General features: G+C 51.4%; 13 protein-coding genes. 7 read left to right on the top strand and 6 right to left on the bottom strand.

Annotated elements, in window-relative coordinates; translation table 11 throughout:
- Nucleotide 1: 1 nt before the first annotated feature.
- Nucleotides 2-682: a DUF2461 domain-containing protein gene (locus BBD38_RS10030; RefSeq protein ID WP_066687705.1), complete on the top strand. Its 681-nt coding sequence runs from the start codon at nucleotides 2-4 to the stop codon at nucleotides 680-682.
- A 56-nt stretch (nucleotides 683-738) separates the two neighbouring features.
- Nucleotides 739-1,323, top strand: coding sequence for a hypothetical protein (locus BBD38_RS10025; protein WP_066687703.1), 585 nt, complete (start codon nucleotides 739-741; stop codon nucleotides 1,321-1,323).
- A gap of 84 nt (nucleotides 1,324-1,407) precedes the next feature.
- On the opposite strand, the gene BBD38_RS10020 is transcribed toward BBD38_RS10025, so the two are convergent.
- Nucleotides 1,408-3,063 (bottom strand): AMP-binding protein, encoded by a 1,656-nt coding sequence (locus tag BBD38_RS10020; protein ID WP_066687700.1) that lies wholly within the window; start codon nucleotides 3,061-3,063, stop codon nucleotides 1,408-1,410.
- 276 nt (nucleotides 3,064-3,339) lie between these two features.
- Here BBD38_RS10020 and BBD38_RS10015 point away from each other — a divergent pair, with 276 nt between their 5' ends.
- Nucleotides 3,340-3,549 (top strand): cold-shock protein, encoded by a 210-nt coding sequence (locus BBD38_RS10015; RefSeq protein ID WP_066687698.1) that lies wholly within the window; start codon nucleotides 3,340-3,342, stop codon nucleotides 3,547-3,549.
- A gap of 155 nt (nucleotides 3,550-3,704) precedes the next feature.
- On the opposite strand, the gene gadC is transcribed toward BBD38_RS10015, so the two are convergent.
- Together gadC and BBD38_RS10005 are read right to left on the bottom strand one after the other, a co-directional pair.
- Complete coding sequence (gene gadC / locus BBD38_RS10010) at nucleotides 3,705-5,258, bottom strand: glutamate:gamma-aminobutyrate antiporter (protein ID WP_082989605.1); 1,554 nt, start codon at nucleotides 5,256-5,258, stop codon at nucleotides 3,705-3,707.
- Between the two features lie 162 nt (nucleotides 5,259-5,420).
- On the bottom strand, nucleotides 5,421-6,821 hold the full coding sequence (locus BBD38_RS10005) for a glutamate decarboxylase (RefSeq protein ID WP_066687696.1): 1,401 nt from the start codon (nucleotides 6,819-6,821) through the stop codon (nucleotides 5,421-5,423).
- 333 nt (nucleotides 6,822-7,154) lie between these two features.
- Between BBD38_RS10005 and BBD38_RS10000 the strand changes: the two genes are divergently transcribed.
- From BBD38_RS10000 to BBD38_RS09985, 4 genes are all read left to right on the top strand, one after another.
- Nucleotides 7,155-7,832, top strand: a complete 678-nt coding sequence (locus BBD38_RS10000; protein ID WP_066687695.1) for a response regulator transcription factor — start codon at nucleotides 7,155-7,157, stop codon at nucleotides 7,830-7,832.
- Complete coding sequence (locus tag BBD38_RS09995) at nucleotides 7,829-9,160, top strand: HAMP domain-containing sensor histidine kinase (RefSeq protein WP_066687691.1); 1,332 nt, start codon at nucleotides 7,829-7,831, stop codon at nucleotides 9,158-9,160. Before BBD38_RS10000 ends, BBD38_RS09995 begins: the two co-directional genes overlap by 4 nt.
- Nucleotides 9,161-9,354: 194 nt before the next feature.
- A complete protein-coding gene (locus BBD38_RS09990; protein ID WP_066687683.1) occupies nucleotides 9,355-10,389 on the top strand; it encodes a PTS transporter subunit IIC in 1,035 nt (344 codons plus the stop codon).
- 147 nt (nucleotides 10,390-10,536) lie between these two features.
- On the top strand, nucleotides 10,537-10,950 hold the full coding sequence (locus tag BBD38_RS09985; RefSeq protein ID WP_066687680.1) for a hypothetical protein: 414 nt from the start codon (nucleotides 10,537-10,539) through the stop codon (nucleotides 10,948-10,950).
- A gap of 100 nt (nucleotides 10,951-11,050) precedes the next feature.
- Here the strand turns inward: BBD38_RS09985 and BBD38_RS09980 are convergent, their stop codons facing one another.
- The 3 genes from BBD38_RS09980 to BBD38_RS09970 all read right to left on the bottom strand — a co-directional run bounded on the left by BBD38_RS09980 (nucleotide 11,051) and on the right by BBD38_RS09970 (nucleotide 14,684).
- Nucleotides 11,051-12,022 (bottom strand): ABC transporter permease, encoded by a 972-nt coding sequence (locus BBD38_RS09980; RefSeq protein ID WP_082989604.1) that lies wholly within the window; start codon nucleotides 12,020-12,022, stop codon nucleotides 11,051-11,053.
- A complete protein-coding gene (locus tag BBD38_RS09975) occupies nucleotides 12,019-13,545 on the bottom strand; it encodes a sugar ABC transporter ATP-binding protein (RefSeq protein ID WP_066688036.1) in 1,527 nt (508 codons plus the stop codon). Before BBD38_RS09975 ends, BBD38_RS09980 begins: the two co-directional genes overlap by 4 nt.
- A 71-nt stretch (nucleotides 13,546-13,616) precedes the next feature.
- Entirely contained in the window at nucleotides 13,617-14,684 is a 1,068-nt protein-coding gene (locus tag BBD38_RS09970) for a sugar ABC transporter substrate-binding protein (protein ID WP_066687678.1), read from the bottom strand.
- Nucleotides 14,685-14,693: the final 9 nt, after the last annotated feature.

Here is a 14,693-nt window from a genome sequence, read left to right as displayed (position 1 = left end):
GATGGATACAAAAAGCATTCTGGATTATCTTTCCGCCCTTGCGGCACACAACGACCGCGATTGGTTCCACGCGAACAGGAGGCAATATGACGAAGCGCGCAGCGAATTTGAAGCGCTTGTGCAGGAGCTTTGCAGCCGCATTGCCGCTTTTGATCCCTCTGCGTGCCTGCCGCCCCCGAAAAACCTTATCTTCCGCATCAACCGGGACACGCGGTTTTCCAAAGACAAATCGCCGTACAACCCCTGCTTCCGCGCACACATTTCGCCCGGCGGCAGGAGCCCCTTCCCCGCCGGATATTACCTGAGCGCAGGCCCGGGCCGCGTCTTTCTCGGCGGGGGTGTGTTCGCTTCCGTTTTCCCGGAGGCGACGGCGCTGGTGCGCGACAGGATCGCGGAACGCTGCGGGGAATTTACGGCAATCATTACCGCAAAGGAATTTGCGGAGCATTTTAACGTGCTTGGGGAAAAGCTGAAGAACGTGCCCCGCGGGTACGAAAAGGAAAACCCGTGCGCGGAATATTTGAAGCACAAGGCGTGGGACATCGAATATGACATCCCGGCGGAGGTGTTTTGCGACGCGGGACGTTTCGTAAACGAGGCCGCGCATATCTTCCGGTTGATGAAGCCGTTCAACGACTTCCTGAACGAAGCCTTAAAAGGGTTCAGGATGCCCGAACGCTGAACCGATTGCGTTTTCCCCCGCGGCATGCTAGACTGTGAGCAAAAGGGGGGATGGGTATGAAAAAATGGATCGCCTTGCTTCTCGGCATATGTATGATGTTCCTGTGTGTGGGCTGCGGCGCGGAAATGCGCCTTGAGCCCGCGCAGCTTACGGACGAGGACAGGATAAACCCATTGCTTGTGCAGGACGGAATCATTCCGGGACAGGTATATGCCTATCATACATCCGACAGGCTGGAGTCCATCCGCAGCGTGTTGTATAAACTCGGCATCGACGGAAAATGGGAGGTCCTCGGCAGTTCGGAAGGGGTTGCGGAAGCTCCGGACGGACGGATCATGTTTTTTCTGCCGTCGCTTCCGGCGGATCAGTTTCGCGTAATCGTCGAAAACGGGGACGCAAGCTATGGATTTACCCTGACGGAGAACGACGACGCGGCAGCAGGACTGCCGTCCGCCGCCCAGTGGCAGGACCCGATGGATATTGCCTATGAGCAGGAGGTCCCGGTTGTGATCCTTTCCGTTACGGACGGCGAATCTTCTCCCCATGGTATCGGCTTTTTCGGGGAACCGCAGGGCCCAAAGGAGGACGAAAGCGTATACGCCATAACCGTAACCTTTTCAGAGCATCCCCTCGGTTCCTGACCGATTGAAGATGGCACTGAAATTATAGGGATTTAAAAAGCCGCCCCGGAAATTTTCCCCGGCGCGGCTTTTTGGTTGGTTCTGTCATACCGTAAAACGCTTGATCGATTTTTTTGTCGTTTTTTCAAATTCATGGTCGCGCACGTGGATTTTTTGGATGCGCTTGAACGCAGGAAGCGCACGGTTGGCCTCCGCAAGGTCGTGTTCGAGGCTTGCCTGCGCACGTTCCCGTTCCGCCGCCTCGCCAAGATATAGCTCGGCGCACAGCGTCCTTTCGTTCATTCCGTCTTCGAGCGGTGCATAAACCACAATCTCCACGATGTATGGAATCCTCTGCCTGATGAAATCCTCGATCTCCTCGGGATAGATGTTTTTTCCGTTCTGGAGGACGATCAGGTTTTTTTTGCGGCCCGTGATATAGAGGTAACCGTCGCTGTCCAGGTGCCCGAGGTCGCCTGTATAGAACCACCCGCCGCGGATTGCTTCCGCTGTGGCGGCGGCGTTTTGGTAATACCCGAGCATTACGTTGTCCCCACGCACGAGTATCTCGCCTTCACCGTTTTCATCCGCGTTTTCGATGCGTACCTCGCAGCACGGAATCGGCCTGCCGACCGAGCCGTCTTTGTACGCGCGGTTGCCGTTCACGGCGACCAGCGGAGAGCATTCGGTGATTCCATAGCCCGTGACCAGCAGGATTCCCAAATCGCGGAAAAATTTCATCAGCCGCTTTGGGAGCGGTGCGCCGCCGCACAAAAGGAGGCTCAAATTCCCGCCGAACAGCGCGTGGATATCCACAAAATATTCATTTCGATGATCTTCACCGCGCGCAAGCTCTTCCCTGCTTTTTTCAAGCAGGGCTGTGAACGCTTCTTCCCCGCCGTCCTTTTGCTGCACGTATTTGCGGATCATATATTCCAGCCGTTCGATGAACAGCGGCACAAGGAACACCGCGTCCGGCTGGAACAGCTTCAGGTTTTCGGCAAAATAGCGCAGGCTGTTGTTGATGCAGATCGTCGTCCCGTTTTCGATCATCATGACGATTCCGTGCGTACATTCAAAGGAATGGTGCACAGGCAGGACGGAAAGGCACACCCGGCCGATCTCAAGGTAGGCAAGGCCGCCCTCGGATGCGGCAAGAATGCTTTTATGGGTGAGCATGACGCCTTTGCTTTTTCCCGTCGTCCCCGAGGTGAAGAGCAGGGCGCACATTTTTGTTTCATCGATCACGCGCTCTTCATAACCATACTGCGCCCTTTGGTCGGTAAATTCGTAAAAGCTTTTGGAAAACGAATCGAGCTGCCCGCCCATATTGATAAAGTGCCGGACCCCGCGCACGGAGGATTTGATATTCCTCATTGTATCGAGGTATTCATCCGCAAAGACAATGCATTCCGCCCCGCTTTCGCGGAGGATCGCCGCAATTTCGTCATCCTGTAATTCCTTATCGATCGGCACAATTACGCCAACGCCGCATACCACCGAAAAATAGGAAACCAGCCATTCATAACTGGTCGGCCCGATCACGGCTATTTTTTTATCAGCAAGGCCAAGGCCCAGCAGTGCGTTCCCAAGCGCGTTCATGTCGCGCATAAACGTTTCGTGCGAAATTCCTTTTACCTTTCCGCCTTCCGTGCGGATTCGGAGCATATCACGCCCCGCGTAGGCTTCCCCGGCATGGCAAAGCATATCCCTCAGGTTTTTTTCTTTTTTTATTGGAGCAGTTGTCCGGCAATCGTCCACATTGGTTCCCCTAACTTTATAGTATTCATAATTTTTCTCCCGTCTCTTTCTTTCATTGTAGCACTTATCCCCCGCAAATACGCTGATTCCCTGAAAAAATAAATATATATATTTTCCGGAATGAATTGACAAGGCTATGGCATTATGTTATGGTAATAAAGTATTAATGTATTTGATTGACCTCGTATTTGTGTAAATCGTTGTTCATCATGGTTTACAGAAATATGGGGTTTTTCTTTTTGCATTGGATATAATTTTATTTTGGGAGGTACCACAATGAATAATGGTACAGTAAAATGGTTTAACGCAGAAAAAGGATATGGCTTCATTACAAATGACAGCACAGGCGAGGACGTATTCGTACATTTCTCGGCGATCCAGACGGAAGGCTATAAAGCTTTGAACGACGGACAGCAGGTTACGTTTGATACGGAAATCGATGCGAGAAGCAACAAGGTAAGGGCTTGCAACGTGTGCGCACTCTAAACCGAAATGAAAACAGCCGGAAAATTCCGGCTGTTTTTTTGTTTGCGGATTTTGCATATCCGGGAAAAACGGCTGCATATCGACACAAAAGAGACCGCGGGATTCCCGCGGCCTCTTTTCCAGGCGGAGGAGTTCTTTTTCGCCCGGCAGTAGCTCTATTTGTTTTGTGGATTCTGCGGCCCCTTTGCCGCCGTGCTTGCAGCAGCCCTGGCTGCGCCTGCCTGCGCCGGCTGCGCGGCATCCTCTTCGTCATCCTGTACCGGAGGCATTTTCATGCCCGCTGGAAGCGGATTTTTCTTTCTCATGAAGTGGTATATGATAAACGGTATGAATACCACCACGACAAAGCTTATGATGAGGATTGTCAGGTACTCCGTGGATGCGTTTGCGCCCGTAAGCTGGGCCGGGGGAACGAAGGAAATCACCAGTGCGAAGATCGACATGATGAGGCCCACGATGGCCATCAGCAGCTTGACCCCCTTCTTCTTCGAGATTTCAAACGCCCTCGGCAGGTCGCTGTGCTTCCTTGCCAGCTTAATATAGGCCAGGAAGAAGATGATATAACCCACGATGTAAATAATGACCGTAAGAGAGATTGCCGTGAAGAACGAAACGTTGCTTCCGCCGCCGCCAAACGTCAGGACTGCCGCCCAGATCGTTACGATCACGCCCTGCAAAAGCAGGAACTTGGTCGGAACGCCGTGCTTGTTCGTCTCGGACAGCTTCTTCGGGAGAAGCCCGTTTTTACCGGCTTCGAGCATGCCCCAGGAAGGGCCGACCACCCATGCGGATACTTCCGCGATAACGCCGACCGCAATCAGGATTGCGATGATGCCGACGATCCAGTCCATACCGCTTCCAAAGTGGTGCACCAGTCCTTCAAAGCCCTGGATTACGCCGGTGGAAAGGCCAAGCTGGCTTTCCGGCACGACCGCCGCGATGGACGTTCCGCCGATGGTATTGAGGATAATCGCCAGGATAACCAGTATGATGATCGCGAGAGGATAATCCTTCTTTACGTTTTTCATTTCGTTGGCATGTGTCGCGGAGGCCTCTATGCCCGCATAGGCGAGGATGAAGGACACGAACACAACCAGCGTGTTGAGCTTTGTGAAGTCCGGCACCAGCGCCTTTGCATCAAGCGGCACAAGGCTTTTGCCGCCTGTTGTAAAGAAACCGATGGCAAGGGCGAACAGCACGATCGCAGGGATCATAATACCGAATATAAAACCGATTTTTGATATCTTTGCCGTGAGCTTCGTCCCCTTGAACTGGGAGAACGTGAGCGCCCAGAAAATAACCAGTACGCCGATGAACTTGATTGCCGGATTATTGTTGAGTGCATCCCAGTGGAGCACATAGGAGAGCGCGCCGAGGATGAAATAGATCATCGTCACGAAACCTACCGTGATTTGGAACCACTGGAAGAATATATTTGCAAAGCCCCATTTTTCACCGAGCATATTCCCCGACCAGGTATAGACACCGCCGGTGTCCCACCCTTTTACCGTCGCCATTTCAGCGGACGACATTGCGACCGGCAGGAACCACAGGATGCCTGCCAGTACCAGGAAAAATACCAGTGAAAAACCGGAGGATGCAAACGTCGGATATTCGTACACGGTCATAACCATGGACGCCGTGATTGCAAAAAATCCAAATAATGTCAAATGCTTTTTGCCGGATGCGGCGGGTGCAGCACTTTTCATATCATTACCTCCTTTGGAAAAGGGATTCTTTTCCGTGTTCTTTCTTTCTCATTTTTTATGTTAGAACCTGTATCCGCGGCATTCCTGCCGCGGATAACCGGTCCTGTTTGCTTTGCAGATTGCCCTTTGGGAAGAAATGCGTTGGGCGCAGGCTTTCCAAAGTTAGTGGGTGAAGCCCTGCGCGCCTGTCTTCTGCTTTCCGGGCGCTTCTTCCTTGGTGTTCTTCTCCAGGTATTCGATTGCCATCTTCATATCCTGGATCAGCGAGTCCGCCATGTTGTACGAGAGGTCCGCGCGGACAACGTAGCGCTGGATCAGGACGTTGGTCATGTTCTCGGGCAGCGTATATGCCGGAACCTGCCAGCCCTTCATTGCGAGCCTGTCCGCCAGTTCGTACAGCGTCCATTTATGCTTGCCCGGGTCTTTCAGCTTATAGCAGATGACCGGGATGTTGCTGCCGTCGTTATATATCTCAAATATGCCAAAGTCCTTGATGGCTTCCGTCAGGTGCAGGCCGACGTCCCTTGTGTGGCCCTGGACGAGCTTGAGGCCCTCGAGGCCATAGCGCATAAAGATATAATACTGGCCGATAATCTGGCTTCCCGAACGCGAGAAGTTGATTGCCATAGTCGGCTGTTCACCGCCCAGATAGTTTACATAGAAGATCAGGCGTTCCGGCAGGTATTCCTTATTCTTCCACAGTACCCAGCCGATACCGGGATATACGAGGCCGTATTTGTGGCCGGATGTATTGATGGAATGAACGTTCTTAAGACGGAAATCCCACTCGAGGTCCGGGTGGACAAACGGTACGAAAAGGCCGCCCGAAGCGCCGTCTACGTGGATGCCAATCGGCACCTTTGCCGTCTTGTTGTGCTCTTCCACAAGCTGGTCGAGCTTCTTGATATCATCAAATTTGCCGGTATAGGTAATGCCGAGGATGCCCACGATGCCGATTGTATAATCGTCGACATAATCCATTACCACATCCATATTCATGCTCATATGCTGTTCATCGAGGGGCACAAGGCGCATTTCGATATCCCAGTAAACACAGAATTTTTCCCAGCAAACCTGGTAGCCAGAGGAAATAACGAGGTTCGGTTTCTTGGCATTGATGTCAATGCCCGCCTTTTCAGCGAGATCGCGCCAGCGGAATTTCATTGCCATGCCGCCGAGCATGCACGCTTCGGAGGAGCCTACCGTCGAGGTTCCCATTGCCTCGCCTTCGGGCGCGTTCCAGATATTTGCGATAATATTCACGCAGCGGTTTTCCACTTCCGTCATTTGCGGATATTCGGATTTGTCGATGGCGTTTACCGCAAGGGTTTCAGCCATCAGCTGCGTCGCTTCGGGTTCCATATACGTCTGGCAGAAGGTCGCGAGGTTCTGCCGGGCGTTTCCTTCGTCGATCAGTTCGTCTTTGATGAGGCGGTACGCCACTTCGGCCGGAACCGATTTTTCATTCAGCGCATTTTTCGGCATTGCTTCATCTGCCTCGAACACTGCAAGGTTGGGAGATACGATTTTATCTTCTTTCAAGGGTTTGTTTGTGTGTAACATTTTTTATCACTCCTAAATTAGTAATAGATTTTGGACTGCGCTCACGCTTGTGAACTGTTCATGAACAACTATGCTATATTTAACGCAGGCAGGAAAATCTAAACGGCTTTGCGGGAATTTTAATTTATTACCTTTTCGGTCAAAAATCCCAATCATGTACTGTTTCCCGTTTCTTATGGGAAAAGGCTTCATTTTCAATTCATAATAGTGCTATACTATTATAAAAAAGGGATATCGCCCGGACGGCTTGGAATTGGAAAAAGCCTTTGTCCCGACTATTATTTTTTATCCGGGCAATGCAATAACAAATTTGATTGATGCGGAGTGTTTTTTATGTTTCACATACTCGTTGTGGAAGACGATAAAAATTTAAGGCGGCTGATGGCCGCCTACCTTGAGCAGGGCGGATATGAGGTGTACCACGCCGAGGACGGCGAGGCCGCGCTTTCTATCCTCGACTCCACGCATATCGACCTCATGATCAGCGACATCATGATGCCGAATATGGACGGGTACGAGCTTGTGGAAGAGCTGCGCAGCGCGGGGTTTACCCTGCCCGTATTGATGGTGACCGCAAAGGAAACCTTTGAGGACAAGAAAAAAGGCTTTCTCGTAGGGACGGACGACTATATGGTCAAGCCCATCGATATGGATGAAATGCTGCTGCGGGTGGCGGCGCTGCTGCGTCGGGCAAACATTGCGAACGAGCACAGGCTGCAGATTGGCGACGACGTATTGCTCGATTACGACAGCCTTACGGTGCGCGCGCACGGCAAGCTGTTCGAGCTGCCTAAAAAGGAGTTTTACCTGCTCTTCAAGCTGCTCTCCTATCCGAAAAAGATTTTTACGCGCCAGCAGCTGATGGACGAAATCTGGGGAATGGACGCGGAAGCGGACGAACGCACGGTGGACGTACACATCAAGCGCCTGCGGGAAAAATTTGAGGACCTCCCCGAATTCAGGATTATTACGATTCGCGGGCTTGGCTATAAGGCGGAACGGTACGTATGAGGCATTTTCGCTCGATCCAGATAAAATTCATGTTCGTCTTTATCGGCATCCTGCTGGTTGCATGCATTGCCGCGATGCTGCTTGCGTCCGGGTTCGTGCAAAAATCTATTTTAAATGAGATGAAGACCCAGATTATGACGACCGCAAACAACATTGTGCGGCTGGCCGATACCGACCTTGGCATGGAAGAAATCATTGAAACGGTATCCAATCCATTTTATTCCATCCGGGTTTACGACGCGGACAAAATCACGCTTCCCAAGGGAGTAACCGATGAGACGCTTTCCACCCTTGAACAAAATACGGTTTATTTTGCGTCGCAGGAAGGGAACGTTTTTCCTTACGCGCTTCTTCATGTGCGCGATTCCTATGTGATTATGACCCCGCATACGGATAATAACGAATTGGTAAATTTCCGCAGCAGCGCAATTACGGCGCTGTTCTTTTGCGCGACCATCGGCGCAATGCTGATGATGGTCGCCGTAACCCAGGTTACCAAACCGGTGAAGACGCTTACGCGCGCGACCAAAGAGGTTGCCAAGGGAAATTTCGACGTCATGGTCGACTATGAATCGTGCGACGAGGTGGGACAGCTTGCGCACCACTTCAACCTGATGACGCGGGAGCTTAAAAACATGGAATATTTGCGCAAGGATTTTGTGAGCAACGTTTCGCATGAATTCAAAACCCCGATTGCCTCCATACAGGGCTTTGCGCGCCTTTTGAAATCAAAGGACCTTACCCGCGAGGAATTTGACGAATATACGGACGTGATTATCAGCGAAAGCGACCGCCTTGTGAAGCTGTCATCCAATTTGCTGCGGCTGTCGCGCCTGGAAAACCAGGCCATTCCCGAGCAGGAGACGGAGTTTTCCCTTGACGAACAAATCCGCAAAACGATTCTCCTGCTGGAAAACGAATGGAGCAAAAAGAACCTCGAACTCGATATTGACATGCAGGGCGTAATGTATGTGGGAAATGAAGAGATGCTCCAGCAGGTTTGGATCAACCTTATCTCCAACGCAATTAAATTTTCGCACGACGGCGGGGTGCTGTGGGTTCGCCTCGAAAAGGACGGTAATTTTGCGAAGGTGGAAATTGCGGACAACGGCACGGGCATTTCCGAGGAGGCCCTCCCCCGCATTTTCGAAAAATTTTACCAGGGAGACCCATCGCATTCGAGGCAGGGAAACGGCCTCGGGCTGGCGCTTGTAAAGCAAATCCTAAACAGCTGCGGCGGCGAAATTTCCGTGGAAAGCAAGCTCGGGAAAGGAACGCGGTTCACCGTGCGCCTGCCCCTTCCGGAAAAACCAAAGAAAAAAGCATGAGCTTTTTTTCACAATTTCGTCTTGCAATGAAATCTGTTTTTCTGTATAATAAAACTCGCTGATTGGTATCGTGTGCAGTTCAAGACACATGATTTCCGAGTCGTGAAACACTGTTTCCGGTATACGTACCGCTCGAGAAGTACCGATATTTGCTGTCTGCAACAAATATTAAACTTTTTGGGAGGTATTTTTTTATGCAAAACAATTCCAATGCAACGGCAGCCATCAAAAAATATGCAAAACGCTGGTTCATCGACGGGATGGGCGCGATGGCGCTCGGCCTGTTTTCAAGCCTGATTATCGGCCTGATTATCTCTCAGCTTGCCACGATCCCCGGCCTCTCCGTGCTTTCGCAGTTTACGGAGGTGCTGAGCGCGCAATCGCCCGTGGTGGGCGCCGCAATTGGCGTAGCAATCGCTTACGGACTCAAGAACAAGCCGCTGGTCATTTTCTCGTCCGCCGCAACCGGCGCGTTTGGATACGCAATGGGCGGCCCAGTGGGCGCGTATGTCGCCGCCCTTGTCGGCGCGGAGATCGGACGGCTCGTCGCCGGTAAAACCCCTGTGGATATCATTGTATCCCCGATCGTAACAATCCTCGCGGGTGGCTTTGTCGGTCTTTTGGTCGGGCCGCCGGTGGGCACGTTTATGACATGGCTTGGAGAAGTCATCAATTCCGCAACGGTGCTCGCCCCGCTTCCGATGGGAATCATCGTATCCGTACTCGTGGGTATGGCGCTTACCCTTCCCATCAGCAGCGCCGCATTATGCATCATGATGGGGATCAGCGGCCTCGCGGCCGGGGCGGCGGTTGCCGGATGCTGTGCCAATATGATCGGTTTTGCGGTCATGAGCTTTAAGGAAAACGGCTGGGGCGGCCTTCTTGCGCAGGGGCTTGGAACCTCTATGCTGCAAGTGCCGAACATTTTACGCAGACCGCAAATCTGGCTTCCGCCGATCATTGCGTCGGCCATTGTCGGCCCCATTTCAACTATCGTATTCCAGATGACAAACACGCCGACCGGCGCGGGCATGGGAACCTCCGGCCTGGTCGGGCAGTTTGGCGCGTGGGCGGCGATGAGCCCCACAACACCCGCGCCGATGCTGATTCTGGAAATTATTTTGGTCCACTTTGTGCTCCCGACCATTATTACGCTGATTTTTGCGGCCATCCTGCGCCGCGCCGGGTGGATTCGCCCACAGGATTTGAAGCTCGAAATGATGAAATGAAAACCGCCTGCGAAGGGCAGGAGATAAAAAAGAAGCGCGGGCCCGCGCTTCTTTTTTATTAGCCCTATGTTAAGAAATATTTCAGAAAAAACCACGTTGTTTTGTAAGAACCCGGCTTTATACTAATGGAAAAGCACGGAGGTTCTTATGAAAAAACAGATAACGCTTTTTACAGCGGTTTTATTATGCATAGTGCTGATTATGGGATGCGGGACTTCTTTGGGGAGCGAAATCCATATCTCTTTTTCGGGCGCTCCCGAGATTCACGAACGGCAATTCGTAAGCGACAGCGAGACGATAGGTTTCCACGGTACAATTTCCGTAATTGGCGGCGTAGGACTAAAAATCCTTTCCGCGGACGGCGGCGAGCTTTACTGCGAAAACTTCCAGGATGTGCGCGGCAGGGAATTTTCCGTCGAGGTTACGGGGCTTACGCCAGGCGGCGAGTATACGCTGGTGCTCGACGGGTCTGCAGCCATTTCCTGTACGCTCGACCTTTCGACGAACCAAAAGCTTATCGCCGACGTTCCCGCCCCAGCGGTTACGCGGCCGGAAAAATAAAATTATAGCCATAAAAATCCCTGCCGCCAGCAGGGATTTTTTCTTCCGGGAAAAGTGCAATATCGTTGAAAAAGGGAATCACAGGTTCTCCCTTTTATACTCATCCTTTGTGGCGAATCCGGTCCCATACGACCGCGATGATAATGATCGCGCCGGATATGACATTCTGAAGCCATTCCGAAATTCCCAAAATAACCATACAATTGATAAGCACCGCCAGAAGTATTGTCCCAAAGACGGTGCCTGTGACGTTCCCGTCCCCGCCCGTAAAGCTTGTCCCGCCGATAATAACAGCCGTGATGGCATCTGTTTCAAGAGCGGTGGCGCAGGAGGGCACACCCGAGTACATCCGTGTCGCCATAATAGCCCCGGCAAGGGCAGTGAGTAAACCGGACATCCCGAATGCAAATACAGTGGTTTTGGGTACGCTGATTCCCGAAAACCGAGCCGCTTCCGCATTTCCGCCTACGGCAAACACATCCCGTCCAACATTGGTCTTGTTCAGAATAAACCAGCAGATTACAAAGGCTGCGATTGCAATAATCAGCACATTGGATACGCCCAACACATTTCCATTCCCAAATTGCAAAACATCGCTTTCCGATGCAATGGAAACCGGATATCCGGAATTGAACGCAATCGCAATTCCCCGCAGAATTGTCGTCATGCCCAGCGTTGCGATAAAGGAATGGATTTTCCCATACGCCACAATGAGGCCGTTTACGATTCCGACCAAACCGCCGGCGGCAATTGTCAGCAGGATGGCAATCCAACCCGGTACTCCTGCCTGTACGAGCATTGCCAACACCATTGTGGCAAATGCCGCCAAGGCCCCCTGCGAAAGGTCAATTCCGCCGCTGATGATGACAAACGTCATGCCAAGGCCGGCCAGAAAGATTGTATTGTTATTAATAAGCAGTTGCAGCAGGTTACTGCCTGTTAAGAAAACCGGATTGATAATGGTGGTGAAAACCATCATTGCCAGTATGACGACAATCAGCCCCCCGTATGATTTTAAAAACTTGCCGAACATCGTATTTTTAAATTGAGACTTCGTAATTTCCTGATTCATTTTTTACCTCCCGCAGCAAAATGCAATATGCTTGGCACGGTTACTTCCTTACCTTCAATTTCTCCGACAATTTCCGAATTTGCCAAAACCAGAACCCGGTCGCACACGATTGGTATTTCCGATACGTCTGAGGTGAAAAGGATCACGCTGAGTCCGTTTTTTTTCAATTTCCGTATCAGATTGTAAATGGTCGTTTTTGCGCCTACGTCGATTCCGCGCGTAGGTTCGTCAAGCATCAGGATGCGCGGAGCCGCCAGAAGCTCTTTGGCGATTACACATTTTTGCTGGTTGCCTCCGGAAAGATAACGAACCTGCTGCTCCAGCCCCGCAACCTTAATGGCCAGTTCCTCCAGCATACGTTTTACGTCTTTTTGCTCGTCCTTTCGTTTGATGACACCGTACTTTGTAATTTTGCTCCGATAGGTTCTGCACATTGAGATGTTTTCCCGTACACTGCGCACAAGTACAAGTCCCTGCAATTTCCGGTCTTCCGGCACGACGCAGATGCCATGCGCAAGCGCCTCGCGCATATTGGAAAACTTCTGTTCTTTACCGTCCAGCTGCACAGTAAACCCTTTGTACTTGTCCACTCCCGTGATTGCCCGAAGGGTTTCTGTTTTTCCCGATCCAACAAGTCCGGTAATCCCCAGCACTTCCCCCTCGTGGAGTTGGAAGCTGATTGGCTGCCGTTCGGGAGAGAGATGCAAATTTTCCACAGAAAAGATAGCCTCTCCATTTTCTTGTCCGGTTTGCGACTCGATCTCGCTGCGCAGCGCCTGCTGCGTATGCAGGAGTTCTTCCCCAACCATCAGCGAAATTACTTCCCTTTGACTGGTCTGGGATTTGGGCTTTGAGTCGATAAAATATCCGTCCCGCAATACGATAATGGTATCAGCGACTTCAAAGACCTCATCCAGCAGGTGGGAGATATAAATAACGGCCACACCGCGCTGCTTCAATTTGAAAATAATCGATTGGAGGCGTTTAATTTCCTCACTGCTGAGCGATGACGTCGGTTCGTCCATAATGATTACATTGGCTTCTTCGGCGATCACTTTTACAATCGACACGAGCTGCCTGTAGGAAATCGGCAAAGAATCCACTCGGGCTGACGGATCGAGATCAAATCCGAGTTCGTCGATGATTTCCCGGGCCTTTATGCACATTTGCTTTAGACTGAGCGCCCCCATTTTTCCTTTGAGCCGATTACTTAAAAAAATATTTTCCGCCACTGTGACCGCGGGAACCAGGGCCAGTTCCTGCGGTATGATTGCAATCCCGTTTTTGCGGGCCGTATTGATATTGTATTCCGTAAATTCCTGTCCGTTGATTTTAATTATACCGCCGTCCTTTTGATGAACCCCCATCAGGATATTGACCAGCGTAGATTTTCCGGCTCCGTTTTCACCCATAAGCGCGACGATTTCGCCCCGTTGCAGCGCAAGGTCTACGCCTTTCAGCACAGGAACTCCGGAAAAGGATTTCTTGATCCCCTGTAAATCAACAATCTTTTCGTTTTCCATATGGCACCTCGTTTTTATGCAGCGCATGCCGGCCTTTGGCGGCATGCGCTGCAAATTATATCTCCAGCAAATTAATCGAATGTTGTAGGAAGCGTTATTTCACCATATTTTTGTAGGAAAGCGATCGAATCTGCGCTGAACTCTTCCACATTATCTTTCGTTACAGGAAGAACGGGCAGTTTAAGCACCTCTTCCGTCTCAAGACCCTGGATGGACCGCAGGCATTCGTATACACCGAAATATCCAATCGCGTACGGGAACTGGGTAACACCGCCCTTGATTGCCGTATCGTTTTTGATTGCCTCTGCAACTTCGTCTTCCACGTCGTAGCTCACAATCGTAATCTTATCGGCCATGCCCGCCGTATCGACCGCAGACAGTGCGCCGATCGCCGGGTCGCCCTGTGTGCAATAAATTCCTACAAGACTGTCATATTTTGTAAGCAGAGGTGAGAGCTTTGCGAGCGTATCCTCACGGGTTCCATCCTGTTCAATCGTATCAATGATATTAATCGGCGAGCCTTCAATGGCATCCTGAAAACCCTGATAACGTTCATCCATTGCGACGGAAGCAAATTTCAGTTTCGTCATAATGATATCCCCGCCATCCGGCAGCAGTTCCTTCATCAGTTCACCTGCCGCATGGCCGCCTTTATAGTTGTCGGAGGTCACCGTACCTGCTGCAAGGTCAGTACGCTCCGGCGTTGTATCTACGGAAACCATGGGAACGCCCGCTTCCTTTGCTTTCGTCAGGCAGCCCGTAATTGCCGCGCTATCGCTGGCATTCATAACCAGTCCATCAAACCCTTGGGAAATATAAGTATCTGTGAGGCTTTGCTCTTTATTGAGGTCCCTTCCCGTATACTGTAGGTCGATCTTGCAGCCAAAGGCGTCCCCCGCCGCCTGCATTCCTTCGGCAACCGCCTGGAAAAAGCCAACGGAAGCATCTGCCGGCATCGCGCCGATCTTAACGTCTGTGAGACTCTTGCCCGTGTCACCCGTCGCTTCCTGTGACGCTTCTCCCGCAGCGCTCTCCCCGGCGGATGCGGACGCTTCCGCCTGAGACGCCTGCGATTGGGTGCATCCTGCCAGTGAAGCCACCATGGCCAACGCGAGAATAACAGCTATAATTTTTTTCATGGTACAATC

Source organism: Christensenella intestinihominis (assembly GCF_001678845.1).
GTDB lineage: Bacteria > Bacillota > Clostridia > Christensenellales > Christensenellaceae > Christensenella > Christensenella intestinihominis.
This window is presented reverse-complemented; position numbering and strand designations above follow the sequence as displayed.

Coding starts and splice junctions, on each gene's coding strand:
- BBD38_RS09980 (WP_082989604.1), bottom strand. CDS start 12,022: ATGAATCAGGAAATTACGAAGTCTCAATTTAAAAATACGATGTTCGGC.
- BBD38_RS09970 (WP_066687678.1), bottom strand. CDS start 14,684: ATGAAAAAAATTATAGCTGTTATTCTCGCGTTGGCCATGGTGGCTTCA.
- BBD38_RS09990 (WP_066687683.1), top strand. CDS start 9,355: ATGCAAAACAATTCCAATGCAACGGCAGCCATCAAAAAATATGCAAAA.
- BBD38_RS09975 (WP_066688036.1), bottom strand. CDS start 13,545: ATGGAAAACGAAAAGATTGTTGATTTACAGGGGATCAAGAAATCCTTT.
- BBD38_RS09995 (WP_066687691.1), top strand. CDS start 7,829: ATGAGGCATTTTCGCTCGATCCAGATAAAATTCATGTTCGTCTTTATC.
- BBD38_RS10025 (WP_066687703.1), top strand. CDS start 739: ATGAAAAAATGGATCGCCTTGCTTCTCGGCATATGTATGATGTTCCTG.
- BBD38_RS09985 (WP_066687680.1), top strand. CDS start 10,537: ATGAAAAAACAGATAACGCTTTTTACAGCGGTTTTATTATGCATAGTG.
- gadC (WP_082989605.1), bottom strand. CDS start 5,258: ATGAAAAGTGCTGCACCCGCCGCATCCGGCAAAAAGCATTTGACATTA.
- BBD38_RS10030 (WP_066687705.1), top strand. CDS start 2: ATGGATACAAAAAGCATTCTGGATTATCTTTCCGCCCTTGCGGCACAC.
- BBD38_RS10005 (WP_066687696.1), bottom strand. CDS start 6,821: ATGTTACACACAAACAAACCCTTGAAAGAAGATAAAATCGTATCTCCC.
- BBD38_RS10000 (WP_066687695.1), top strand. CDS start 7,155: ATGTTTCACATACTCGTTGTGGAAGACGATAAAAATTTAAGGCGGCTG.
- BBD38_RS10015 (WP_066687698.1), top strand. CDS start 3,340: ATGAATAATGGTACAGTAAAATGGTTTAACGCAGAAAAAGGATATGGC.